Origin of the sequence: Cytobacillus oceanisediminis (genome assembly GCF_007830235.1) — a bacterium.
Classification (GTDB): Bacteria; Bacillota; Bacilli; order Bacillales; family Cytobacillaceae; genus Cytobacillus; species Cytobacillus oceanisediminis.
In genome coordinates this window covers 170442-194088 of record NZ_VLKI01000002.1, presented here as the reverse complement: position 1 = coordinate 194088, position 23647 = coordinate 170442, and the positions used below count along the sequence as shown (strand labels likewise).

General features: G+C 42.5%; 19 protein-coding genes and 1 riboswitch. Of the genes, 3 read left to right on the top strand and 16 right to left on the bottom strand.

Annotated elements, in window-relative coordinates; all coding sequences use genetic code 11:
* Nucleotides 1–91: 91 nt before the first annotated feature.
* The 3 genes from IQ19_RS04750 to IQ19_RS04745 all read right to left on the bottom strand — a co-directional run bounded on the left by IQ19_RS04750 (nt 92) and on the right by IQ19_RS04745 (nt 6948).
* Complete coding sequence (locus IQ19_RS04750; RefSeq protein ID WP_144540403.1) at nt 92–3640, bottom strand: S8 family peptidase; 3549 nt, start codon at nt 3638–3640, stop codon at nt 92–94.
* A 766-nt stretch (nt 3641–4406) separates the two neighbouring features.
* Entirely contained in the window at nt 4407–4562 is a 156-nt protein-coding gene (locus IQ19_RS27685; protein ID WP_158638740.1) for a hypothetical protein, read from the bottom strand.
* Nucleotides 4563–4722: 160 nt separating this feature from the next.
* Complete coding sequence (locus tag IQ19_RS04745) at nt 4723–6948, bottom strand: S-layer homology domain-containing protein (protein ID WP_242020901.1); 2226 nt, start codon at nt 6946–6948, stop codon at nt 4723–4725.
* Between the two features lie 232 nt (nt 6949–7180).
* Here IQ19_RS04745 and IQ19_RS04740 point away from each other — a divergent pair, with 232 nt between their 5' ends.
* A complete protein-coding gene (locus IQ19_RS04740) occupies nt 7181–7972 on the top strand; it encodes a hypothetical protein (protein ID WP_144540401.1) in 792 nt (263 codons plus the stop codon).
* A 17-nt stretch (nt 7973–7989) separates the two neighbouring features.
* Here IQ19_RS04740 and IQ19_RS29260 read toward each other — a convergent pair whose 3' ends face one another.
* Both IQ19_RS29260 and IQ19_RS04735 read right to left on the bottom strand, forming a co-directional pair.
* Complete coding sequence (locus IQ19_RS29260) at nt 7990–8232, bottom strand: hypothetical protein (protein ID WP_422386968.1); 243 nt, start codon at nt 8230–8232, stop codon at nt 7990–7992.
* A 165-nt stretch (nt 8233–8397) separates the two neighbouring features.
* Entirely contained in the window at nt 8398–8637 is a 240-nt protein-coding gene (locus IQ19_RS04735; protein ID WP_144540399.1) for a hypothetical protein, read from the bottom strand.
* A gap of 144 nt (nt 8638–8781) precedes the next feature.
* Nucleotides 8782–8865, bottom strand: a riboswitch (cyclic di-GMP riboswitch).
* A 277-nt stretch (nt 8866–9142) separates the two neighbouring features.
* On the opposite strand from IQ19_RS04735, the gene IQ19_RS04730 reads away from it, so the two are divergent.
* Nucleotides 9143–9601, top strand: coding sequence for a hypothetical protein (locus IQ19_RS04730; RefSeq protein WP_144540397.1), 459 nt, complete (start codon nt 9143–9145; stop codon nt 9599–9601).
* 353 nt (nt 9602–9954) lie between these two features.
* Here the strand turns inward: IQ19_RS04730 and IQ19_RS04725 are convergent, their stop codons facing one another.
* From IQ19_RS04725 to hutG, 10 genes are all read right to left on the bottom strand, one after another.
* Nucleotides 9955–10575: a cell wall hydrolase gene (locus tag IQ19_RS04725; protein WP_144540395.1), complete on the bottom strand. Its 621-nt coding sequence runs from the start codon at nt 10573–10575 to the stop codon at nt 9955–9957.
* Between the two features lie 231 nt (nt 10576–10806).
* Complete coding sequence (locus IQ19_RS04720) at nt 10807–12264, bottom strand: aldehyde dehydrogenase family protein (protein ID WP_199749378.1); 1458 nt, start codon at nt 12262–12264, stop codon at nt 10807–10809.
* Between the two features lie 3 nt (nt 12265–12267).
* Nucleotides 12268–13008 carry an SDR family NAD(P)-dependent oxidoreductase gene (locus tag IQ19_RS04715; protein ID WP_144540393.1) on the bottom strand — a complete coding sequence of 247 codons (741 nt, stop codon included), beginning with the start codon at nt 13006–13008 and terminating at the stop codon, nt 12268–12270.
* Nucleotide 13009: 1 nt separating this feature from the next.
* Nucleotides 13010–14092 (bottom strand): tartrate dehydrogenase, encoded by a 1083-nt coding sequence (locus IQ19_RS04710; RefSeq protein WP_144540391.1) that lies wholly within the window; start codon nt 14090–14092, stop codon nt 13010–13012.
* Nucleotides 14092–15468 carry an FAD-binding oxidoreductase gene (locus IQ19_RS04705; RefSeq protein WP_144540389.1) on the bottom strand — a complete coding sequence of 459 codons (1377 nt, stop codon included), beginning with the start codon at nt 15466–15468 and terminating at the stop codon, nt 14092–14094. Before IQ19_RS04705 ends, IQ19_RS04710 begins: the two co-directional genes overlap by 1 nt.
* A 349-nt stretch (nt 15469–15817) precedes the next feature.
* Nucleotides 15818–17086: a TRAP transporter large permease gene (locus IQ19_RS04700; RefSeq protein ID WP_144540387.1), complete on the bottom strand. Its 1269-nt coding sequence runs from the start codon at nt 17084–17086 to the stop codon at nt 15818–15820.
* Entirely contained in the window at nt 17086–17565 is a 480-nt protein-coding gene (locus tag IQ19_RS04695; RefSeq protein ID WP_144540385.1) for a TRAP transporter small permease, read from the bottom strand. Before IQ19_RS04695 ends, IQ19_RS04700 begins: the two co-directional genes overlap by 1 nt.
* Before the next feature lie 76 nt (nt 17566–17641).
* The gene (locus IQ19_RS04690) at nt 17642–18676 is read right to left on the bottom strand and encodes a TRAP transporter substrate-binding protein (RefSeq protein WP_144540383.1); all 1035 of its coding nucleotides are present in this window, start codon (nt 18674–18676) and stop codon (nt 17642–17644) included.
* A 176-nt stretch (nt 18677–18852) separates the two neighbouring features.
* Complete coding sequence (gltS, locus tag IQ19_RS04685; RefSeq protein ID WP_144540381.1) at nt 18853–20061, bottom strand: sodium/glutamate symporter; 1209 nt, start codon at nt 20059–20061, stop codon at nt 18853–18855.
* A 15-nt stretch (nt 20062–20076) separates the two neighbouring features.
* The gene (gene hutG / locus IQ19_RS04680) at nt 20077–21036 is read right to left on the bottom strand and encodes a formimidoylglutamase (protein ID WP_144540379.1); all 960 of its coding nucleotides are present in this window, start codon (nt 21034–21036) and stop codon (nt 20077–20079) included.
* A 129-nt stretch (nt 21037–21165) separates the two neighbouring features.
* Between hutG and IQ19_RS04675 the strand changes: the two genes are divergently transcribed.
* Nucleotides 21166–22047 (top strand): LysR family transcriptional regulator, encoded by an 882-nt coding sequence (locus tag IQ19_RS04675; protein ID WP_144540376.1) that lies wholly within the window; start codon nt 21166–21168, stop codon nt 22045–22047.
* Nucleotides 22048–22152: 105 nt separating this feature from the next.
* Here the strand turns inward: IQ19_RS04675 and argH are convergent, their stop codons facing one another.
* Nucleotides 22153–23643 (bottom strand): argininosuccinate lyase, encoded by a 1491-nt coding sequence (gene argH, locus IQ19_RS04670; protein ID WP_110064477.1) that lies wholly within the window; start codon nt 23641–23643, stop codon nt 22153–22155.
* Nucleotides 23644–23647: the final 4 nt, after the last annotated feature.

Sequence of the window (23647 nt, the reverse complement as noted above, 5' to 3'; positions counted from 1 at the left end):
CTCTCCTCACTACTTCTTAAAAAGCAACAACGTTTGCGAAAACAGCCAAAAGAAAAGAGCGATGTCCACCATGAACATCGCTCCACCTTTTCTACTTAATAATTAATTTGTAAGGATTTGTACTTGCATTGCCAAATGCGTCTTCTACTTTGATATAGTAATCGCCTTTTTTCAAAGTCAGCGACAGTATTTCATCATCGCCTTTCCCATAATAATCAGAGACAGCTACCTGAGCTCCTTTTGAATTATAGATGGTTACCTTGCCGTCTATGTCCGAAGGAACTTCCATTGAAAGAGTATAGTTCTTTTCTTTTTCAATTTTCAGCTTGTAGAAGTCTGTATCTCCTTTATTGGAAGTAAGATTCAGATATCCATAGCTATAGAAGCGGTCCTTGGCTGGACGATTCAATAATAGCGGCTTGGATGGAATGTTATTTTTCACAGTCGATCCCTTATCTTCGTCAGCCTTATTTGTTTCATCGATTTTCAGCACATATGGCACTAATGAAGAGTTCGTTCCAAAATAGTCAAACGTAGCAATGAAGTAGCCAGCGTTTTTCTTTGTCCTGAATCCAGCTCTCTCTTCATCACTCCATAGGCCATAATCTGTAAATGTCAGCCTGCTTTCTTCCTCAGGCTCCAGCTTGCCATTTCCATTAGTATCTTCAATGATCACCAATACCGGATCAATTTCTGATTTATGCCTTTTTGGTACATTCTTATACTTTGCAGGAAGTGCCCCTGGAGTCACTCTTGCACCGTAAATGCCATCCTTCCCAGGCTTGAAGTAGTAAATATCTGTATCAGCTGAACTAGCATAGTTTCCGGTAATTCCTTTGGTTGAAATCTTAGTGGCTGATTTAAATGTTCCATTTGCTTCAAAAGAATCAGCTACATTTTTAACTTTTGTTTTAAGTGTGAACTTATAAGGATCAAAAGACGGTCTGTACATCGGATCGGCTGCTCGGAAGTAATAGGTTTCTCCAGCCTGAAGGCCAAGAGTGAATGTATCTTCAACTGAAACAGTGCCGTCCATCCGGTTCCAAATTGTATTAGAATATACATAAACAAAGTCTTTATACTCTTCATCATATTTCAGTACTTCAATGGCTGCCGGCTTATATCCCGATGTCTTTGCCATTGACAATTCAAAAATGGAACTATGGTCTGGTGTGAATGCAAACCAGTCTTCATCGCCAAAAGTCTGCAGATATCCTTCACCGCCGCCATTTTCTTCGAATGGTATCGCTGCTTCTTTCAGCATATTAATATAATCTTGGTAGGTCATTTCATACGGGTCATATGCCTTTTGCTGAATTTCTTTCTTCTTCGCAATAAATTCTTCAATATCGCCTTCCATAAGCTCTTCTTCAGGGCTGGATTCCATGCCTAGCTCAAATGGAATTCCGTCTTCATCAGCCGGAAGGGTTTTAGAATCAATCGTCACCTTATACGGCTTAAAGGATGAATAGCTGCGATCAAAATCGATTTCATATCCGCCAAACATCATCATGAATTCGTCCATATATGGCTTGTTCGTTACTTCAACAATAAATTTCTGGCCAGGAATGGCATTGAAGCTCAGCTCTTCACCTTGCCCATAGCCTTTCTCTGCAGCCTGATCCATTTCATAGATGAATTGTTCGCCTTCCATTTCTTCAATTATATGAAGTTTGATAGCCGGGTTAATGCCCGGCACTTCAGAGAGGTGAACTTTTACAGCTTTCAATCCCTCTTCTGGATTGCCCGGAACGGTAAATTCAAAATAGTCCGAGTCGCCAGGAACTTGCTTTTCTTTGCCTGCCTCCTCTTCACCAGGAACATCTTCTTCAGTTGTTTCGGAATCAGAAGCTGCTTCCGCTTCTTCCTCTTCTGGGGCCGTCAGCAGCTCATCTGTATAGTAGTTATCAAGAGATGATGCATATGGAAGAGACTCGACCACTTTAGGCGTTTCCATGCTGTTTCCATCATCCAGTAACTCCTGGCTCTTATGAAGAACCAGCTTATAAGTTGAGCTTCCCGCTTCGCTGTATTTTCCGAAGCTATCCTTTACAGCTACAACCAGGGTTCCATTTTCAGGCGCTTTAAAGAGGCTGCCTTCTGAACTTCCTTCGCGCGCATCATTGACTTCAACCTTCTTGGAAGGTTTTGTTTTGCCCTCAGGGAAGAACAGCAATTCGAACTTCAAGTCATATTTTGCTGTGCCATCCAATGACACTTGGACAAACTCATCTTTATTTACTTTTGCTTTATACAAATCAGTTTGATTTAATTTCTGGATCTTTCCGCTGACAGGGATTGCTTCAAATTCCCCCAGATCCTTTGCTTTTGCCAAGGCATCGGCTTCTTTCACGGACGGATCAGACGGAATCTTTTTCGGATCAAACGAGAGAATCTTCTGCAGATCGATCATTCCATATCCATACTTCAGGTCATAGCCCTTATCTCCTAAATCCTTGGCCGTATGTGTCAGGATATAATTCACCTGATAAGGAGTCAGGCTCGGATGCTTTGATAACAGCAGCGAAACCGCACCTGCTACAACCGGAGACGACATGGATGTACCGCTCATCTCTGTAAAGGATGATTGCTTATCCGGATCATAGACGGACGAATAAACCTGGTGTCCAGGGGCAACAACATCTACAGAAGGACCGTATGTAGAGAAATAAGCAAGCTCATTCTTGCTATTAGTAGCACCTACACTGATTACACCGTCAAAGGAAGCCGGGTAATTGATAACGTTTGCCCCATCATTTCCTGCAGAAGCAACTACCGTAATGCCGGCATCAATGGCTTTTTTGACAGCATCCTGCAAAATGGGCGAAGGATAATAGGTTCCCAGGCTCATGTTGATAACCTTTACCTTCTGGCGGATTGCTTCCAAAATGCCTTCTGCAATCGTATAGTCGGTAACAAACCAGGACCGGCTGAAAACATCGATGGAAACAATATCGGAGTTAGGAGCAATCCCAAATCCTCCTACTCCATTTCCTTTTTCAGCTGCGATAATGCCGGCAACATGGGTGCCATGCGGATCAGGCAGCCCTTTTTTAATCGGGTCCATTGCATTTTTGTTGGCAGCAATCTTATTTTTAAGCTCCGGATGCTTGGCATCCACCCCGCCATCAATAACAGCTACTTTTACTTTATTCTTGCCTGCCAAGCTTTGAGCTTTTTCGATATCAAGATTTTTCAAATGGTACATTCCGGCAGCTTTAGGATCCACGCTGCCCAATTTCTTCGCATAAGCACTTCTTGTAATGGATGTCACATTTGCCAGATTGGCATATGCAGCAGCCACTTCCTCAATCTTTTTATTTCCTTGTATTTCAATGACATCATAGCCCAGGCTAGCAAACCTTTTTACAAGTTTTCCCCCAGCTTTGCGATGTTCCGAGGATGAAAGAGGGCTGCTATATTTCACAACAAGCTGATTATCCGTAAATTTCTTATTTTCCTCTTTCGTAACCGAACTCGCTTTAACTCCCGGCTGTTTCAGATTAAGCCTTTCAAGCTGCTGATAGATTCTTTGGCTGTTTGTTTTTTCAGCAGCTAAAGATGCACCGGGCAAGAATGAACTGGTCACTAATGCTGCAGCCAATCCTACTGCCAGACCTTTTCCTTTGAATGTCTTCATACCCTACCTCCTAGAAAATTTTACCACCTTTTATAATATTCTTTCTTTCTCTCAATATCCCTTTAAAAAAGGCAGCATTTAAAAAGATTTTTAGTACTTATGCAATAGACTTTTGCACCTAATAGTTAGACGTATGGGATTGGAAAAAGTTTCATATATTTCAATTTTATTGATAATTTTCTTAAAACTTCTTTTGATAGTCATAATACTCTTTAAATCGGCTAAACATATGGAAGTTAAAGCTTTTGATAATGAGGTGGGATATGAACAGAAAAAGAAAATTATAAAGGGGGATAAAAAAAATCGATCAGCTGTCTCTTAAAGGATCAGGCCAATATATCGGCGGAATTTGGTACCTAATTGTATCAGAGGAAGAAAGGCTAAGAGTCAAAGGAAACTAAAAGAACATCTTGGACTGGGTCAATAAATGCTGTTTGAAAGCTGCCTAAAGGCCGGCTTTATTTTTAATTCGACACATTTCATAGGAAGGAGGAGAAATTTGCAGAAATTTTTGTTGTTTCATTTACAGAAAAAGGCGGTATAGAATAATACAAATTTACAAGTCTATCCATTTATCCATAGTAATCCTAAAAAGAGGAGTGATTTAGCATGAGGATAAAAGCCGGAAGCTGGCGGATGCTGACTCAGCAGGAAAAACTTTTTATTCTGAACGCTGTAAGTTTTCGTTCCCAAACAAAAAAACGCAGTTAATAAACTGCATTTTAAAGGTCGTTTCTTCCTAGTTTCATTCCAGCAATCTATGTATCTATTTCTTTATCACAATCGCTTCTAACCTATCGGTAATTTCACCAAGAAGATCTCCTAAAGTAGCATCAACAGAATGGCCCTTTTCAAGAACTTCTGCCAAGAGCCGGGCAAACTCTTCAGACACAGACGGACTGCAAATTTTATATTCCGACATAATGAGCACCTTTAGCATGTATTTTAATGACCTGAATCTTCCAATTAGTTTCCTATTATAAAGTATATAACAAAAAAAGAATAGATAGTGGAAAAAATTACCCTATAACCTAACTGATATAAATAAAAGCCGCCAAAGGTTTGGCGGCTCCTTGACACTCTTATTCGATAGTGTCGTTCATTAGTTTAGCAGATACGAGGAATTCACCTAAGATTCTAGCCATTTGATCCCTCTTGGTTAATCCAGATGGATTAAATTTACCTGCTGATGTTCCGCTCATGATGCCCGCCTGATAGATTTTTTCAATATCCGCTCTTGCCCATGGAGCAATTCCGTTGTAATCTTTAAACTCTTTAATTTTTTTAGAAGTATCTAACCCGGATTTATCATAATTTAGGAATTTAAGCTCCATTGCTCTGGAAACCATTGCTGCAGCCTGAATACGGGTAATCTTTTCACCAGGAGCAAATCGGCCATCTCTCATTCCTTCAGTGATTCCGTATTTTACAGCAGCCATGACTTCCCCGCTCGAATTAAACCACTCGCTGCCTTTAACATCCCTGAATTCCCCATTGTACTCTTCTCCAGGCAGTCCAAGGCCTCTTACTAAAAGAACAATAAATTCGGCACGAGTCATATCATCTGCAGGAGCATAGCGTCCATCAAGCTTCCCTCTAATAATATATTTAGATGCCAAAGTCTCGATATAATCTTCAGCCCAGTTAACATTATTTACATCCGGGAACGTAATATCGTTTTCAACGATGGTATATTTTGAGTTAGTCAGAGACTTCACTGTTGCTGTATTGCCAACAAATAGAGTCGGAATAGCCGAGAAAGTCCCATCCTCATTGAGCTTTACAGCTACAGATTGATCAGCATCAAACTCTTGATCACCAGTTATCTCACGTTCGACAAAGGTTGTAAAAGTTGAAATAGACTGGCTCTTATTACCTGAAACAGCTGTCACAGTAAATTCAATTACCTTGGAAGCCAGATTCAGCTTATTCTTATCAACTGTATCTTTTACATCTTCTTGCGGAACTTCATTCACGGAAATAATAATCTGGACTTCGCTCTCGTTCACGCCTAGCTTCGCGGCAATCTCTGAAACCTTTACCTCTGAAGCAGGAAGCTTATAGCTGGCTCCTTCTGTTTTAACTTCCACCACTGCATGAGGATTTTTCTTCCCAGCTTCTGTAAAAAGATTCCCTGGCACATTGGCTTTTACCTCTTCACCTTCAGCCGCTTTTTCCAGCTTGATAGCTATAACATTCTTTTCAGGAGTAATTAAATTAACAATTTCCTGAACCTTTTCAGGTGAAACTTTCGTGACTACGTCCACTTTGCCAGAAGGGTTTGGCACTCTTATCACTTCAACTGGAGGCTGGACTACATTATCATCACCAGGGTTTGGATCGGTTCCGCCGCCTCCGCCACCAGGAGCAGTGACGGAAACGCTCTTAGTCATTAATTTAATTCCATCCAGCATTGCATACACATCTACTGTACCAGTTGCATGAACAGATAATGTGTTTCCAGTGAACGATGCTATACTTGAATTACTAGTACTCCAAGTAAGACTGTGGTCCAAGGAAATATTAGCTGAACTGGTACGGACTCTTAATTCATACTTATTATCACTAGAACTATAAATTTGAGCACCTTTCTCTTTGAAAGCGCTTTGCATCATTGCTGATCTTAATGTCTTTTGAGGATCGATATGGTCATTGAGTGCGCTTTGAAGTAGAAATAAATCCTCAATAGAAAGACCTATCGAAGTAGATAATCTTCCATTTAGGTTGGAATATTGATCTTTGTGCAAGCCATAATTCAGAGTTTGTGAGACAGCACGTTTTATTACATCCGAATAAGAGCTGGACCCTGTCAAAGCAGCCGCTGCAATTGCGCTTTCTAACTCATTTTCAAGATCTGAGATAAATAATATTAACTGTTTAGATGTTATATCTCCTTGACCCTCAAATAAAGAATTAAAAAGAGTGGCATTATTTGTTCTAAATGTTTTTACTGCTGAAGAAAGATCTGCAGCTGACCCATGTTCTGTATAGATCAAAGTTGATATATTCTTCAGCAATTGAGTAAGTGTATCCCGTTTGTCAGAAGGTATACTAGAATAAGCGGTAAAATTAATACTCATTGTATTTATTTTATCTGTAGGTGTACCAGTAAAACCAAACGTCCCGGCGCTATTGTAAAATACATAAAACTTACTAGCTAGATTTTCAATTTCTTGATTAATGTCTACTTCCGCAGCCTCAACCTTCTCCCCTCCGCTAAACACCCCAGTCGTTACAACAGGAGACAGGGCAATAGTCGCTGCCAAAATGGCTTTCATGGCTTTATTGCTAAATGGATATTTTTTCACTTTCCTTCTTCACCTCAATTTGTTTTGTTAATAATTTTACATATAGTTCCAAAGTTATAGATTTATCATACTTAATATTAATGTTTTATTCAATGATTCTGGGTTAATTTCTTCAAATAATAGAAAAAAGTGAGAGGGTTTCAAGTTTTTTATAAATAGTAGTAAATTTATCTTATTTTTATGGTAGAATTTTATTATTTATAAGCGGAACGAAAGGGGAAACACCAAGAGAATGAAAAAAGTATGGAAAATATTAATTTCTTTAGTCCTAATCTTGATTATTGGAGGAGCTGGAACGGCCTATTACTTTTTCAAACTAAAAACATATGATGTTGCAGATGAAGAAGTAGAGGAGATCACGGAAACTGATTATGAGATTATTTTGCCGGATGAAGACGGTAATTCTGCAATTGAAGAAAAAATTAACGAAGCAAAAAAGCAGCATGAGAGCAGCAATGCAAACGAGAGCAGTGATACAATCGAGGAAAATTCATCAAGTACAAATACTGCTGCCATCAATACTGCTTCTGCAGATACTTCAACTGCTGCCGGCTCTTCTTCCACAGATAAAAAAACCGGAGATAAATCATCTTCCAATCATACGTCCTCTTCAACCAACAAAGAGGCAGGAAGTAAAACTGGAGAAAGCAATCAAGATACAGTTAAAGAAGTGACTGTCGCAGATATTAAAGATAAATATTACCCTTCTTTTGACTATCTGCAGGCCCAGGCTAACAATAAGATTGATGCCCTAATGTCTCAGGCTTATGGAGAATTCCAGACTAAAAGAAACAATGGGGAAACAATTTCATTCTCTTACTTTTACCAAAAATACACTTCAGCCAGTGCGGCACTGGAAAGCAACACAGATGCCGCTTTCGATATTATCTATAGTGCTCTTCAAGATGACCTGAAGAAAAACGGATTTAGCCCTTCCCATGCGAATAGTTTTAAAGAGGAATACGAAGCCGCCAAAGAAGCACGCGAAGCTGCCATTTTAAATAAAGTAAAAGAAGCACTATAAACCTGGTACACTATTTTTTAGGCATTGTCCTTACCGCGGGCAATTGCCTTTTTATTTTGGAGAATTTTTTTAGCTGCCCCTCCTGAAAAACAGAACCAGAAGGCCAGCAGTAATCCCCATACTATCAATAAGAATGTCAAAACCCCTTCCATCCCGCATAAAAAAAGCTGGATAACTTCTGTGAAACCAGCATAAAGGAAGGCTATCAGCACGGAAAAACAGATGGATCGGGAAGCGGCATAAAGGGTTAAAGCAAAAATTAAAAAGGTAAAAGCGTGGCCAATTTTCCGAATAAATTTAATCGAGCAGTCCTTTGGCCGATCACTTTACAATAAAAAAGTGTCAGTCGCCAGACAAAGACTTTTGTCCTTGGCTGGCGGCTGACACCTGCTTTGCTGGAAACCATTGGATTTTACCTGAGTCTATCAATTCCCTGCTGCCGACTGGTATCCCCCATTTTTTACATTTCCTGAAGCGAAGGTAAGATTGTTTAAGCATTGTCTCCGAATCTTCTCGTCGCAAACAAAATCGTATAAAAGTTCCGTTTCCAGTTTGGAAGTGATAACGGATAATTGATCTTCTGTAACTTCCTCCACTTGGTTATCAGTTAAATACTCTTCTATTTCCCTTTCAAAGTATTCAACTGAACCAAATAATACTGTCATTTTGCCTCCACCTTTCTTATTTGAATTATAGGTCTATATAGGTTTTTATATGCACGGGCATGAGATGGCAAAAGACCATCCAAAATGTTGGCGGAAAATGCTAGTAAACTTATACAATACTTTTCCAGGTATTATCCGTTCATTTTTGGCAGCCCGACTATCATAGTGCAAGACCTTAGATTCGCGGCTTTGCGTCCTTATTTTTCAATAAGTTTGCCTTTTTCAAATTCATACACTAATAATAGAACTTTTGTATCGGATTTTCAACAATTTTCAGCATATTTCTACAGACAAACAAGACTTTTCTCATATGTCATTTTACCTTTAATATAGCTTTTTCTTAAAAACCTTAAATACTTTATTCGTGCCTTAATAATCTGTTCCCCCTTTCCCGTTAAAAAAACATAATTTTCAGATATGGACATTGTCAGGCCTTCAGACATGTTTCAAAAATGATATGAATATCATTAAAAAAACAGCCATAAAAAAAGAGAGGACACTTTTCATGAGACACAAAAATACGGGAAAAATATTGCTGGCAATACCTGTTTTCGTGCTAACTGCTATTCTATTAATAAACATTTTATTCTCTTCACCTGACCAGCATGCCATAAATGCAGTTGATGAATTTTATTCTTTCGAGCAGCAAGGCGAGTTTTCATCATCATGGGGAATGTTCCATCCTTGGATGAAAGAAAAGTTTGCGAAGGGACATTACATTCAAGACAGGGCCCATGTGTTTATGAACCATTTTGGAGTAGACACGTTTTCATATAGCCTTAGTGAACCGGAAGAGCTAAAAAACTGGAAGCCTGTAAAAGAAGGGCCAAGCTTTAAAAACATTTATAAGATAAACGTAACTCAAACCTATAAGGGGAAATATGGGAACTTTGATATACAGCAAGAGGTATTTGCTGTGAAGGATAAGGATGAATGGACCATTCTTTGGGATTATAAAAAATAATAAGAAAAGCGCAAGCGCCTTTCCCACGAAGGAACGCAGACTAAGAACGCCACGTCCTGTGGCAACGTCTGCATGACCCGCATCCTCCCAAAAGCTGCCGCTTTTGGTCGTACGATGATTATGCTGACGAAGCCTTCCTTGTCCTGCGGGCCTCAGGCATAAGACGGTTCCTGTAAGAAGGCGTTTTTCCTTCTGAAAGGAAACGGCTTATGACCCCGAGTCCCTAGGAGCCGCAACTAGACAAGCTTGTGACCTCGAGGGGGTAGGCGCTGGAGCTAGACAGTTATCGAAATTTTTATGCTTCCTTACCTTTTGAAAGAACGGCCAGGCCTAAGCCCGGCCTGCTCTAGTGGTTAATAGGCAAATGTGTGGCTGCCGATTTGCTTGATCACAGTCCGAGTAAAAATCCAATTATCTGTTGCAAGGCTTGGGTTATAGTAATAAACGGCACCACCCGTAGGATCCCAGCCCAAAAATGCATCTTTCACGGCCTGATATGATGAACTGCCAGGAAGCAGCCTGTATTGTCCATCATTAATTGCCGTAAATGCATTCCTTTGATAAATAACTTGACTGATGGCATTAGGGAAATCATTGGATTCGATCCGGTTTAATATAACGGCTGCAACCGCAACCTGCCCTTCATAGCTTTCACCCCTAGCTTCTCCGTTTACAATGTGTGCCATTGTGTCGACATTATAAATCATATTGGCTGTTTCACCGCCGACGATCCCATCCGCCTTTAAACCAAAATCGTTTTGAAACTCGCGTATCGCATTAGCTGTAACCGGGCCATAATAGCCAGTTGTTTCTGTTTCAAAATAGCCAAGCTTTTTCATAAAGTCCTGTACAAATGTAACCTCTGATCCAGCAGACCCCTCTTTTAAAAGCTGGGAAGCCTTTGCATCCACTTGACCGAAACCAATTAAAATGATAAACGTCAATGCTGCAGTTATGTACTTCAATAAACTCATTCTACTTCTCCTCTTCAATATGTATTTATGCTTTGCAAAACAGTTAGGAAAAAATCTGGTTTGAATTCATATTATTGGCAACTTGCAAAGCACCTTTCTGCTTTACCCTTGTAAAACTCTAAAGAAACTGAATCTAAAGTTGGAATTTTCTTAAGAGGTATTTTTTCACATAAAAAAACAGCCCCTTTGATAAAGCCAAGGGGCTGTCTTAAAGGACCTGCCTGGATAACATCAATATTTCAACGCCACATTCTTCACCTGCGTGTAATTCCGTAAGGCCTCCAACCCTTTTTCCCGGCCAAAGCCGCTATGCTTATAGCCGCCGAATGGCTGAGCGATGCCGCCGCCAGCGCCGTAGTGGTTGATGAAGACCTGGCCGCATTCGAGTGCATTGGCAACGCGGTGGGCACGGCTGGCATTTTCGGTCCATACGCCTGCAACGAGGCCATACGGTGTTCCATTTGCGATTTCGATTGCTTCCTCTTCTGTTTCAAAAGTAGTGACTGTGAGAACCGGCCCGAAGATTTCCTCCTGTGCAAGATGATGGTTCGCTGGCACGTTATCAAAAATCGTCGGCTTCAGGTAATAACCTGATTCACAGCCTTCGACTGGCTGGCGTTTTCCGCCTGTTGCCACCCGGATTCCGTCATCTTCTGCAAGCTGCAGGAAGCCTTGAATCCGCTCAAATTGCTTTTGGTTTAAAACGGGTCCAAGGTCAGAATTATCGATTCCAGGTCCTATCGTCAGCTTTTCGAAGGAGGCAGCGAGTTTCTGCACAAACTCATCCTTGATCGATTTTTCAATCACAAGGCGGGAACCTGCTGAACAAGTCTGACCGGCATTTTGGACGATGGACTTTAACACCCACTCTAATGCTAACTCCTCATTGCAGTCAGCAAACACTACATTCGGTGATTTTCCGCCAAGCTCCAGGGTGACCGGTACAATATTCTTTGCAGCTGTCTCCATGACCCTTTTTCCGGTTTCGACTGAACCTGTAAACGTAACATGGTTGATCCCTGGATGTGCGGATAATGCCGCCCCTGCCTCATACCCATAGCCGGTTACGACATTAAGAATCCCCTTTGGCAGCCCAAGGCTTTCCATTAACTCAACAAGCTTCAATGTGGATAGCGGAGTATCCTCAGCAGGCTTCAGCACTGCGGCATTGCCGGTTGCGATCGATACGGCAACGCTTCGTGCGGCAATTTGCAGCGGATAATTCCAAGGAATGATATGCCCGACCACCCCAAGCGGTTCGCGGACCGTGTAATCAATAATGCCTCGTTCTACCGGGATGGTTTCCCCCATGATTTTATCGGCTACACCAGCGTAAAACTCGAAATAGCGGGCTGCAATCTCGACATCTGTTTCAGCCTGAACAAGCGGCTTGCCGACATTTAAGGTTTCCAGCCTGGCTAATTCTTCTTTGTTTTCACGGATGATATCTGCTGTTTTGAAAAGCAGCCTTCCCCGGTTATAAGCCTGAAGCGACTTCCACTCTTCCGAACGGAAGGCCTTCTTTGCCGCTTTGACTGCTCTGTCCACTTCTTCCTGATCTCCGCGAGGCACTAGCGCCAACACAGAACCATCAGCCGGATTTTTCACTTCTATTAATCTGCTTTCATCCGGTACAGTCCATTCTCCATTGATATAACAACCTTGCATTTGTACATCTGTTGCTTTCATTATTTAAATCCCCCTTCCGCCATCCACGTTCAGAACAGAGCCGGTCACAATGGCAGACTCTTTTGAACAAAGATAGACAAGTGAGTTGGCAATATCAATTGGCTGGATTAACCTTCCTAATGGGACACTCTTTTTAAAAACCGTATCCTTTGTTGTTTCGATGTCTGCATCCTTTGAAGTGAACTGGCCAAGCATGCCTGTATCAGCAGGACCCGGATTCACGACATTGACGCGAATTCCATATTCAGCGAGTTCAATAGCCAAGGCCTGTGAAAAAGAAACCGCTGCTCCTTTAGACGCGATGTATGCATTTAAGCCCGGACGCGGACGCACCATGGAAACCGAAGCGATATTCACAATGACGCCTTCTCCCTGTTTTTTCATATAAGGTACGGCTTCCCGGCTTGTGAGAAAAAGGGATGTTGCATTGACACTCATGATTTTCTCCCAATCTCCCAGACTCACTTCTTCAATCGGCGTCGCCGACTGGGCAATGCCGGCAATATTGACCAATCCGCTGATTTTCCCAAATGCCTCGTTTGCTTCTGAAAAAATCCTCGCAACGTCTTCTTCCTTTGTTAAATCACCGGCAATCGGCAGAAGGCGGTCCGTCTTTTCGGCGCCATCCACATTCAAATCAACTGCTGCCACATAAGCGCCTTCTTCCAGGAAGCGTTTAACCGTTTCTTTCCCCATGCCGCCTTGGGCACCGGTAACAACAAACACCTCATCCTGCAATCTCATTTTAAAAACCTTCTTTCACTAAAAGTTTTTGCTGTAAAGCCTCGCTGATGGCAGATCCCATTTCACTTGTTGTAGCGCTTCCGCCAAGGTCTGGTGTACGTACTTCCCCCTCCACCAACACCTGTTCAATGGCTTCAATCATAACCGCAGCCAAATCCGCTCTTCCCAAGTGCTCAAGCATAAGGGCGGCCGACCAGATCTGCGCAATCGGGTTGGCGATTCCCTTCCCTGCAATATCAGGTGCCGAACCATGGACAGGCTCAAACATGGATGGGAAATCTCCCTCCGGATTCAGGTTGGCAGACGGTGAAAAGCCAAGACCTCCTACAACGGCAGATCCCAGGTCACTTAAAATATCGCCGAATAAATTGGACGCGACGACCACTTCAAAATCATCAGGTCTCTCGACAAAATAAGCAGCAAGTGCATCAATGTAATAGCTATCCAGTTTAATAGAAGGATATTGCTCAGCTACCGTACGTACAACATCATCCCAAAGCTTCATCGAATGGATAATGGCATTGGACTTTGTTGCACTCGTAACGGATTTTTTGCCATGCTTTTGGGCGTATTCAAACGCGAACTTTGCTGCTTTGGCTGTGCCAATTCGCGTAATAATCGTATTTTGAACAGCTACTTCCTCTTCAAGCCCAGGATATAAACGGCCGCCGCTATTCGAGTATTCACCCTCCGCATTTTCACGGACGATGACGAAATCAATGTCCTCGCCCTCAAAGCGGGAAGGAACGCCTTTCAGCATTTTGACAGGCCTTAAATTAATGTACTGGCGGAATTGCTTCCTGATTGGCATGATCAGCTCCCAAACCGTTACATCATCAGGAACTCTTTTATCGCCAATCGCCCCGAATAAAATAGCGTCGTATTTTTTCAGCGTTTCCAGCGCGTTATCTGGCATCATTTTTCCATGCTGGAGATAGTACTCGCTGCTCCAATCAAAGGTTTCAAACTCCAGATCCAGTGATGGGTCCAGTTTTTTCAATAGTTCCAATACCTTTACTGCTTCACTAACAACCTCAGGACCGATGCCATCACCAGGCAAAACGGCGATTCGATGACTTGCCATTAACTATGCACCTCTTCCATTTCTACTATTTTTCCAGGGTTCAAAATATTTTGCGGATCCAATGCTTTTTTGATCATTCTCATGACCGGCAAAGCCGTGCTCCGTTCTTCCTTTAAAAATTTCATTTTCCCGATGCCGACGCCATGCTCGCCGGTACAGGTGCCGCGGTGATCAATCGCGAATTTCACCATTTTTCCATTAAACTCATGGAAGCGTTCCATCTCATCCCGATCATCTGTATCCAATCCGAATGCCACATGGAAATTTCCGTCGCCGACATGTCCGAGAATCGCGCCATCAAGCTTGTATTCATCGAGGAGCTGGCGGGTATGGGCAATGGTTACAGCCAATTGCGAAATCGGCAGGCACACATCTGTCGCAACCAGCTTGCAGCCAGGCTTTTTACCGAGAATCGCCAGGGCTGCCTGATGGCGGGCTTCCCATAGCTGGGCCCGTTTTAGGGAATCATGCTCAAACTCGAATTTCACCGTTCCGGCATCCTCCATTAGCTCTTTTATAACCGCAATTCCCTGTTCGGTCGCTTCTGCTGTTCCGTTATACTCTAAAAAGAGCGTTGGGACTTCTTCAAAATCTGTCCCTTTGAATTCATTAACCGCTTGAATCGTCGCAGCATCTACAAGCTCCATTTTTCCAATATCCACGCCAGACTGAAGGACAAGCTCAGCCGCCTTCCCTGCTTCCTCCACACTTTCAAAGGCTGCTTTTGCCACAACAGTTGCTTCCGGAATTCCGGCAAGTTTCAGCGTTAATTCCGTAAAAATGCCAAGTGTTCCTTCCGAACCAATCAACAGCTCCGTCAGGTTATAGCCAGCCGATGATTTAACGGTCTGGCCACCGGCAGCAACCACGCTTCCATCTGCCATGACAGCCTGCAGGCCGAGCACATTATGCTTCATCGTTCCGTACTTAACCGCGTTTGTTCCGCTCGCATTGGTTGCGGCCATTCCGCCGATCGTTGCATCCGCACCCGGATCGATCGGGAAAAACAGCCCATATTTTTTCAAATGCTTATTCAGCTGCATTCTCGTAACACCCGGCTGGACTTTCACAAGAAAATCTTCTGGGTAAACAGCAACGACCTCGTTCATTAATGTAAAATCCATGCTGATTCCGCGATTTAGCGGAAGCAGATGGCCTTCAAGGCTGCTGCCCGCTCCAAATGGGACAACAGCCACCTTATTTGTTGCAGCATATTTAACGATGGCGACAACTTCTTCCTCCGTCTTGGGAAAAACAACCACATCAGGCTTTTTCCTTTCATGGTAGTCCATGCCGCCTGAATGATGCTCAAGCACCGTTTCATTCACACTGACACGTTCAGGGTCTTTTAAAATCTCCAGCAAATCTTGATACATTTTCCTTCACCTCTATTTATAAGAAAAGCGCAAGCGCCTTGCCCACGAAGGAACGCAGACTAAAAGCGCCACGTCCTGTGGCAACGTCTGCATGACCCCCATCCTGGGGGCCTCAAGCACAAGACGGGCCTCACGGAAAGGCGTCCTTTGCCTTTTTGGGAGGATTGCCCAGGCGACTGCCCAGGGATGACAGGCATAAGACGATTCCTGTAAGAAGGTGTCTTCCCTTCTGAAAGGAAACGGCTTATGGCCCCGAGTCCCTAGGAGCCGCAACTAGACAAGCTTGTGACCTCGAGGGGGTAGGCGCTGGAGCTAGACAATTCTCGAAGTACAAAAAATTTATATTTTCTTATTTATCTAATAAGAACAAGCTGATCGATGGCATAAAGCTTAGAATTATTACATCGATGATAAGGACAATAATGAATGGCATGATTGCGCGAACGATATGCTCGAGCCTGATATTGGCGATATTCGACGCCACAAACAGGTTGATGCCGACCGGCGGCGTAATCATCCCGATCGCAAGGTTGACAACCATAATTACCCCGAAGTGGACAAGATCCATTCCGGCCGCCGATGCGATCGGCACAAGAATTGGCGCCATGATGACGATGGCTGCAGATGTCTCCAGGAATGTCCCGACAATCAGCAGAATGACATTAATAATGATTAAGATCATGATGGCATTTGACGTAATCCCCAGCATGCCTTCTGAAATTTGCGCCGGGATTTGCTCTCTTGTTAAAAGGAAGCCGAAGATCGACGCACAGGAAATAATAAATAAAATAACCGAAGAAGTGATCGCCGAAGAAATGAAGATTTCCGGCAGGTCCTTCCACTTGATCTCCTTATAGATTAAAAGACCTACAATCAGACCATAGACAACTGCAACTACTGATCCTTCTGTCGGGGTGAAAATTCCCCCGTATATGCCTCCCAGAATGATGACAGGCATCAGGATGGCTAAAACGGCTCTTTTAAACGCAGACGCCACTTCCTTTAACGAGCTTTTTTCTTCCTTGCCATATCCCCTTTTGCGGGAGATAAAATAAGCAACAAGAATAAGAGATATTCCTACAAAAAACCCTGGTATGATACCGGCGATAAATAAATCACCGATGGAGGCTCCGGCTATGACTCCGAATAGAATCAGCGGAACACTCGGCGGGATCATAACCCCAATCGTACCGCCAGCAGCCTGGATGGCGGTAGAAAAGCTTTTATCATAGCCGCGCTTTACCATTGCGGGAATCAGGATACTTCCGACGGCTGCAGTAGTAGCCGCTGCCGACCCCGAAATGGCTGCGAAAAACATACAGGTCACAACCGAAACCATCGCAAGGCCGCCATGAAGGCTTCCAACCAGCGTACTGGAGAAATTGATTAAACGTTTTGATATCCCGCCAGATTCCATCAGCTTACCTGCCAATATGAAAAATGGCACAGCCATGAGCGTAAAAGAATCGGTGGACGTAAACATTTTTTGGACAATAACCATCAATGGAACATTATCCTGAACCATTAAAACAATCATGGAAGCGAGCCCTAGTGCAACCGCAACCGGAACGTTAATGAGGAAAAGCATAAGAAGCAATCCAAATAATAGCCAAGCCATCAGTTACTCGCCTCCTTTCCCCATTCCGAAACGGTTATGTAGAGCAGATTGATGACAAATAAAATACTTGAGATCGGAATCACTGTATAAACAAGTCCCATCGGCAGCTGCAGGGCTGGAGAGGTTTGTACCATGCTTCGCTCGATAAAAACAAAGCTATTAACGATGATCTGATAGAAAAAGAAAACAACTAATAGGGTAGAGAGAGCCAGCATCACTCTTTGTACTGCTTTATTGGCTTTTTCAAAAAGCAGTGTGATGCTCGGATGCGCTTTTACGCTAACTGCATAGCCTGCCCCCAAAAAGGTAATCCAAACAAGCAGGTAGCGTGATAATTCCTCCGTCCAGGCAAGCGGCTGATCCAGCACAAACCGGAATAGCACCTGTAAAAAGACCACAATAACCATAATGAAAAATAGAAGGATCAGTATCCATTTAATGAAAGCATTCAATGAATCTACTAATTTTTTAACCACCATAGACTTCCCCTTATGTGTAAAAAACCTGGTCTGTGCCGGCATCTATTATCCGGCACTCGCCAAGTTTCCTGTTTTATTATTTCGTGTTTAAAATGGCGTCAAGTTTTTCCTTGCCGAATTCAGATTCATATTTTTCATAGACAGGCTGGATGGCTTCACGGAAAGGAGCTACATCCACTTCCTCTACGATTTCCATTCCCTGCTCCTTCAGTACCTTTAAGGATTCTTCATCAGACTTTGTAATCAGGTCGCGGATTTGGTCGCCCGCCTTTTTCGATTCTTCTTTTAAGATATCCTGATACTCCCCAGGAAGCGTATCCCAGACAGATTTACTGAACATGATGACAGCCGGTGAATATAGATGGCCAGTTAACGTCATGTATTTTTGGTTCGCTTCATAAAGCTTGTACGTATCTGCTACAACGATAGGATTTTCCTGCGCATCAACTACTCCCTGCTGAAGGGCTGTTAATGCTTCAGTCCAAGCCATTGGCGTTGGCTTTGCCCCTAATGCGTTAAAAGCATCAAGATGGATCGGGTTTTCCTGTGTTCGGATCTTCAAGCCTTTCAAATCTTCAGGCTTATTGATTGGCTGCTTGGCATTCGTAATATGGCGGAAACCATTTTCACCCCATGCTAGGCCAACAATGCCTACATTCTCCATGCCCTTTAAAAGCTCCTGCCCAACTTCCCCATCAAGCACTTTGTAAGCGTGTTCTCTTGATTCAAATAAGAAAGGCATGTCCACTATCCCAATTTCCGGATAGAAGTTAGCAATCGGCGCTGTAGAAGAAACCGACATATCAGCCGTTCCAAGCGTAAGGGCCTCAGTCAGCTCTCTTTCCGCTCCAAGCTGGCTTAACGGGAAAACTTCAATCTTAACTTTTCCGTCAGTACGCTCTTCAACATTCTTAGCAAGTTCCAATAAACCGATATGATAAGGATGGTCCTCTGTTAAGGAGTGGCCCGCCTTTAAACTAAACGTTTTATCGTTATCCTTTCCTTCTGAATCAGCCTCACCGCCAGTCGAACTGGAGCCGCCGCCGCAAGCCGACAAAATCAGACTCAGCACCAGCATCGGCACTAACCACAAAAATCTCTTTCTCTTCATGTCTAAATCCCCCTTATGTTGTTCTACTTATTAGAATATACAGGCAATTATAACACCTTTTACGCTTTTATGCGGTAAAATTTTTGTGAATTTTTCGAAATAAATAGGTACCAGGTACCACCCGAATTTTGTCGAATAAAAATAGGAGCTGAAATTCCTTCAGCCCCTAGCATTTATTATTTTAGTAAATTAATGCTTGTAATAATGATTGGCATGGCGAATACGTCGATAAGGAATGCTCCGACAATCGGCACAATTAAAAATGCTTTTGGGGATGGACCAAAGCGGTCAGTAATGGCAGCCATATTGGCCATTGCATTTGGAGTGGCTCCCAGACCATGACCAGTAAAGCCTCCTACCATAACAGCAGCATCGTAGTCTTTACCAAGTAACCTAAATAAAACAAATACCCCTAGAAGAAGAATGAATATAACTTGAACAATAACAATAATTAACATTGGAAGGGCTAAGCCTGCGACCTCCCAAAGTTTAATACTCATCAAAGCCATGGAAAGGAAAATGCCAAGTGTAACATCACCAATTAAGCTAATACTTTTCATATCCACAATGTTTTTATTAAAGCTATCCAGAATATTTCTGACTATAACCGCTACAAACATGGCTCCAACATAGCTAGGCAGTACAAAGCCTGTAACGGTGGAGAATAACTCACCCAAATATGAACCTGCAGCCATACAAAAAGTTATGATTAGGATCTGAACCATAAACTTTTGGGAATTGAATTCAAAAGCAGATTTCCCAGATACCTCTTCACTAGCCGCTGCCACCTCTACTGATGCATCAGCTTTAGAAGGTTTCAATTTGTATTTTGTAATAAGGTATTTAACTGTTGGCCCTCCGACAAGACCTCCAGCTATTAACCCAAATGTAGCTGCTGCAAGGCCGACTGACAGAGCAGAGTTTACTCCCAGCTCCTCAATTGTTCCGCCGAATGCAGTGGCAGCTCCGTGCCCTCCCTCCATGGACACAGCACCAACCATTACCCCTAATAAAGGCTCAAGTCCCAGAACACTTGCTAAAGAAATTCCAATGACACTCTGGCATAATGCCAATACTCCGCACGCAAGCCAATAGATCACCAGCAATTTGCCGCCGAGCTTTACCAATTGAAAGCTCGCTCCCAATCCGACCGTCGTGAAGAATGTCAGCATGAATAAACTTTGCAGGGAAGTATCTAATGTAATAGTTAAAAGTCCTGTCTGTTTAAAAATAGTTACAAGAATGGCAAATAACAAACCGCCAACAACTGGAGCAGGAATGCAAAACCGTTTTAAAAATGAAACTTTATTAATCAGGAACCCTCCAGCTATGAGTAAGGCAACCGCCAAAAAGATGGTGGTAACATTGTTTAATTCCAAGTCCATATTGTACCCCCTAGATTATTTGTTAAAATTCATAAGTGCTTCCATAATGAAATGTGCTGCTAAAGCTATCGTTTTTTTACCTTCATCAAACGAAGGATTTACTTCACATACATCAAAGGAGATTGTTTTATCTTTTGAAACAATATACCTTACTAACTTTCGCACTGTTTTCGGGTCAAGACCAAATGGGGAAGGTGCACTTACTCCAGGAGCAAAAGAAGAATTAATGGCATCTGTACATAAAGTGAGAATAAGGGTGTCATATTGTACGGCAAAATCATCTATTTGCTTTAATGCACCAGCAGTTTCTGCGGATAAAAGCTGCTCTTCCAATATATAACTCACATTATATTTACGGGCTGTCTCAAATAAAGCGGCCGTGTTCCCCAGTTTTTGAATTCCAGCGGCTAAGTAGCCGCAATTTTGATCCTGATCCAAAATCTGTTTAAACATAGTACCCGAGGAAGTTTGCTGATCATACGGCCTCATATCAAAATGGGCATCAATATTAATGATTCCCACACTCGCTTCAGGGCCTAAATACTCCCTTACCCCGAGATAGTGGCCATAAAAGGTCTCATGGCCGCCTCCTATAATAAAAGGAGTTACTCCTTTTTTAAAAAGAGAGGAAACGGCTTTTCCCAGTTCAACTTGAGCCTCTTCCATGTTTTCCCCCACACATGCTATATCACCTGTATCAAACACATTTGCATTCGGCTGCAAATGCCAGGGCAATTTTGCAATGGCCAGCCTAACTTCTTCCGGTGCTTTTGCGGCTCCTCTCCTGCCCCGATTCCTTATAACTCCTTCATCACACCTAAAACCAATCAGGCCAAACGATTGGCCAACCCCCACTTCCTTAGTATCAGCTGCGAGGTCCATCAATTTTACCTGCTGGTGAAACCGAAAACTAAGTGGGTCTGTTTCACTATCAATTCTCCCGGACCAATGATTGCTAGACGGCTGAATATACATATTTCCTCCTGCTGTTTTTAAATTCTGAATTTTTATCCTATAAAAAGTATATTTAAGTTAATATATAATTACCAATACCAAAATTTTATATATTAATAGTTTGAAACTATAAATGAGAGGTGTATACACTTGGATCTTCGGCAGCTTCGTTATTTTACCACTGTAGTACAGGAAAAGAATTTTTCTAAGGCCGCTGGAATCCTGCATATTTCCCAGCCTTCCTTAAGCAACAGCATAATAAAATTGGAAAATGAAATAGGGATTCAGCTTTTGGAAAGGAACACGAGAAGCTTAACTCTTACAGAATCAGGGGAAATTTTTTATACACGTGCTATGGATCTTATAAAAAAGCATGAATATATGTTAAAGGATCTCGATGAAATTAGACAAACAGGAAGCGGTATTATCTCGATTGGACTGATTGAATCTTCCAAATACTGGATTCCGAAAACGATTAAACAGTTTAAGAAAAGTTATCCTAATATAGAAATTCACTTTAAAGAACTGCTTGGCCACAAACAGGTTTTAGAGTCGCTATCCAATTATGATGTTCATTTTACAATCACAAACCAGCCGGTTCATAGCGATGAAATTGAGGTTATCCCCATTTATATAGAAAATCTGCTTCTGGTCATGCATAAGGACGACAAGCTTAATCGTCTAGTTTCCATAACTTTGAACGATCTCACGGAACACGATTTTATTATCAGCACAGCCGGCTTCCAGACGAGAGAAGATGTTTTAAATGCATTTCAGCATGAAAATCTAACTCCAAATATCATGTATGAAATCGAGCGTTTAGAAACCGCCTGCAGCCTGGTTGAACATGACCTTGGAATTGCCATCCTGCCGGAAAGCTATGTTAAATATTACTCAAATCCTAACCTCGTGACCCGCTCTATTAATTCAAGGTTTCTGCAAAGGCCTGTTTATATTGCCTTTTGGAAAGACCGCAATCTAACACCGGCAGTGTTTCATTTAATCGAAGAAATACAGGGCCTCTTTGTTTGAATTTCCCAGGTACCAGGTACCACCCGAATTTTGTCGAAATAAAAAAGCTGCCATTTCGATTGGCAGCTTTACATTAACCTTATCTCATATTCATTTAAAAAATATCTAAAACCTGAACCCGATTAGGTTAGCTCTTTTCTCCTTAAGCTTCCTCACAGTTCCTTCATAGTTCAGCAGTTCCCCTGTGAGTGTTTCGGTCCGATTTTTGATCATTCTAGAAACCTCTTCCGGATTCGGACCGCCTTGTAAATTTCGGATTTGAACGAAGTATTCAGGTGATATGATCTTCTTCCACTCTTCCTCTGTCAGGGAGACTGGGACAAATCCCTGGATCACTTCATTAACATCGTCCACTTTCCAGTCACATAGTTCCTTTTGTTCTTTAACAGTTTGTTTGGATATATAGCTGGCAATGGAGTGTGCTTTTCTGAAAGGGATGCTGTAGTCTCTGGATAGGGTGTCGGCCAATTCAGTGATGGTAATGCAGGATTTCTTCGCCATTTCTCTTGCATGTTCTTTATTGACTTTTAAAGTAGCAATGACTGCGTACATGAGCTTTAACACACGGTTGGCATTATTGAAGGCCCGGTATAGATGAGGCTGCAGATCATCTTCAGTATCGACGATATCGCCAAAAGGCGTATTATGAACCATGTTCATCGCTGCAAAAGCCTCCCCGTATGCACTGCTTGCAATAGACCTGGAATGCTCAATGGAAACAGGGTTCCGTTTTTGCGGCATGATGCTGCTTACCTGAACATATGGGTCAGCCACCATGAAGGTTCCAAACTCCCTTGTCACATGCTGAAGAAAATCCTGGATCCATCTGCCGGTATTAACCATACAAGTCATGAGTGCGGACGAAGTCTCAAGTAAGTAGTCCGCTCCCCCGATGGAATCGTAGGAATTTTCAATGATTGCATCAAATCCTAATAACTCACGAGTGCGGTCACGGCAGATCGGGAAACCGGTTGTGGTAAGTGCGGCTGCACCCAGTGAGGATTGGTTGACTGTTTTATAAGCAGCCCATAGCCGCTTAATATCCCGCTGCAGTACATCATAGATTGCCAGAAGATAATGGCCTAACGTCGTTGGCTGAGCTGGCTGTGTATGAGTATAACCAGTCATATAGGTCTCTTTATGCATTTCCGCCTGCTCAAGCAATGCCTCGCTTAGCTGATATGCGCTGCCAAGAAGCTGCAGCAGGTGCTCCCTTAGGACGAGTCTGTACATGGCAATACCCATATCATTCCTGCTGCGGGCAATATGAATCTTCCCAGCCAACTCATCTCCGATCTCTTCCCCTATTTTTGCTTCCATCATAAAGAAGAGATCTTCAAACTGAGGCTGGTAGCATAGTAAGCTGGTGTCTGCCCCGGCAACTTTATTTATCCCTTCCAGCATAATTTTTGCTTCTTCTTCGGGAATGATTTCCTGTTCGGCCAGCATGATCACATGTGCCCGGTGAATATCAAACATGACATGAAACAAATAATCTCTCTGGTCATTAAAAACCGGCATTAACAATTCTTCTACATACGTTTTGCCAGGAAAAGCAAGGCCTTCATTTTTGATAAATTCTTCTAATTTGCTCATTTTT

Excerpts from the sequence above, each read along its gene's own strand:
- IQ19_RS27685 (WP_158638740.1), bottom strand. The coding sequence starts at position 4,562 with ATGTCGGAATATAAAATTTGCAGTCCGTCTGTGTCTGAAGAGTTTGCC.
- IQ19_RS04725 (WP_144540395.1), bottom strand. The coding sequence starts at position 10,575 with ATGAGTTTATTGAAGTACATAACTGCAGCATTGACGTTTATCATTTTA.
- IQ19_RS04715 (WP_144540393.1), bottom strand. The coding sequence starts at position 13,008 with ATGAGATTGCAGGATGAGGTGTTTGTTGTTACCGGTGCCCAAGGCGGC.
- IQ19_RS04710 (WP_144540391.1), bottom strand. The coding sequence starts at position 14,092 with ATGGCAAGTCATCGAATCGCCGTTTTGCCTGGTGATGGCATCGGTCCT.
- IQ19_RS04730 (WP_144540397.1), top strand. The coding sequence starts at position 9,143 with ATGAGACACAAAAATACGGGAAAAATATTGCTGGCAATACCTGTTTTC.
- IQ19_RS04695 (WP_144540385.1), bottom strand. The coding sequence starts at position 17,565 with ATGGTGGTTAAAAAATTAGTAGATTCATTGAATGCTTTCATTAAATGG.
- IQ19_RS04740 (WP_144540401.1), top strand. The coding sequence starts at position 7,181 with ATGAAAAAAGTATGGAAAATATTAATTTCTTTAGTCCTAATCTTGATT.
- IQ19_RS04705 (WP_144540389.1), bottom strand. The coding sequence starts at position 15,468 with ATGTATCAAGATTTGCTGGAGATTTTAAAAGACCCTGAACGTGTCAGT.
- IQ19_RS04700 (WP_144540387.1), bottom strand. The coding sequence starts at position 17,086 with ATGGCTTGGCTATTATTTGGATTGCTTCTTATGCTTTTCCTCATTAAC.
- IQ19_RS04720 (WP_199749378.1), bottom strand. The coding sequence starts at position 12,264 with ATGAAAGCAACAGATGTACAAATGCAAGGTTGTTATATCAATGGAGAA.
- IQ19_RS04690 (WP_144540383.1), bottom strand. The coding sequence starts at position 18,676 with ATGAAGAGAAAGAGATTTTTGTGGTTAGTGCCGATGCTGGTGCTGAGT.
- IQ19_RS04735 (WP_144540399.1), bottom strand. The coding sequence starts at position 8,637 with ATGACAGTATTATTTGGTTCAGTTGAATACTTTGAAAGGGAAATAGAA.
- argH (WP_110064477.1), bottom strand. The coding sequence starts at position 23,643 with ATGAGCAAATTAGAAGAATTTATCAAAAATGAAGGCCTTGCTTTTCCT.
- gltS (WP_144540381.1), bottom strand. The coding sequence starts at position 20,061 with ATGGACTTGGAATTAAACAATGTTACCACCATCTTTTTGGCGGTTGCC.
- hutG (WP_144540379.1), bottom strand. The coding sequence starts at position 21,036 with ATGTATATTCAGCCGTCTAGCAATCATTGGTCCGGGAGAATTGATAGT.
- IQ19_RS04750 (WP_144540403.1), bottom strand. The coding sequence starts at position 3,640 with ATGAAGACATTCAAAGGAAAAGGTCTGGCAGTAGGATTGGCTGCAGCA.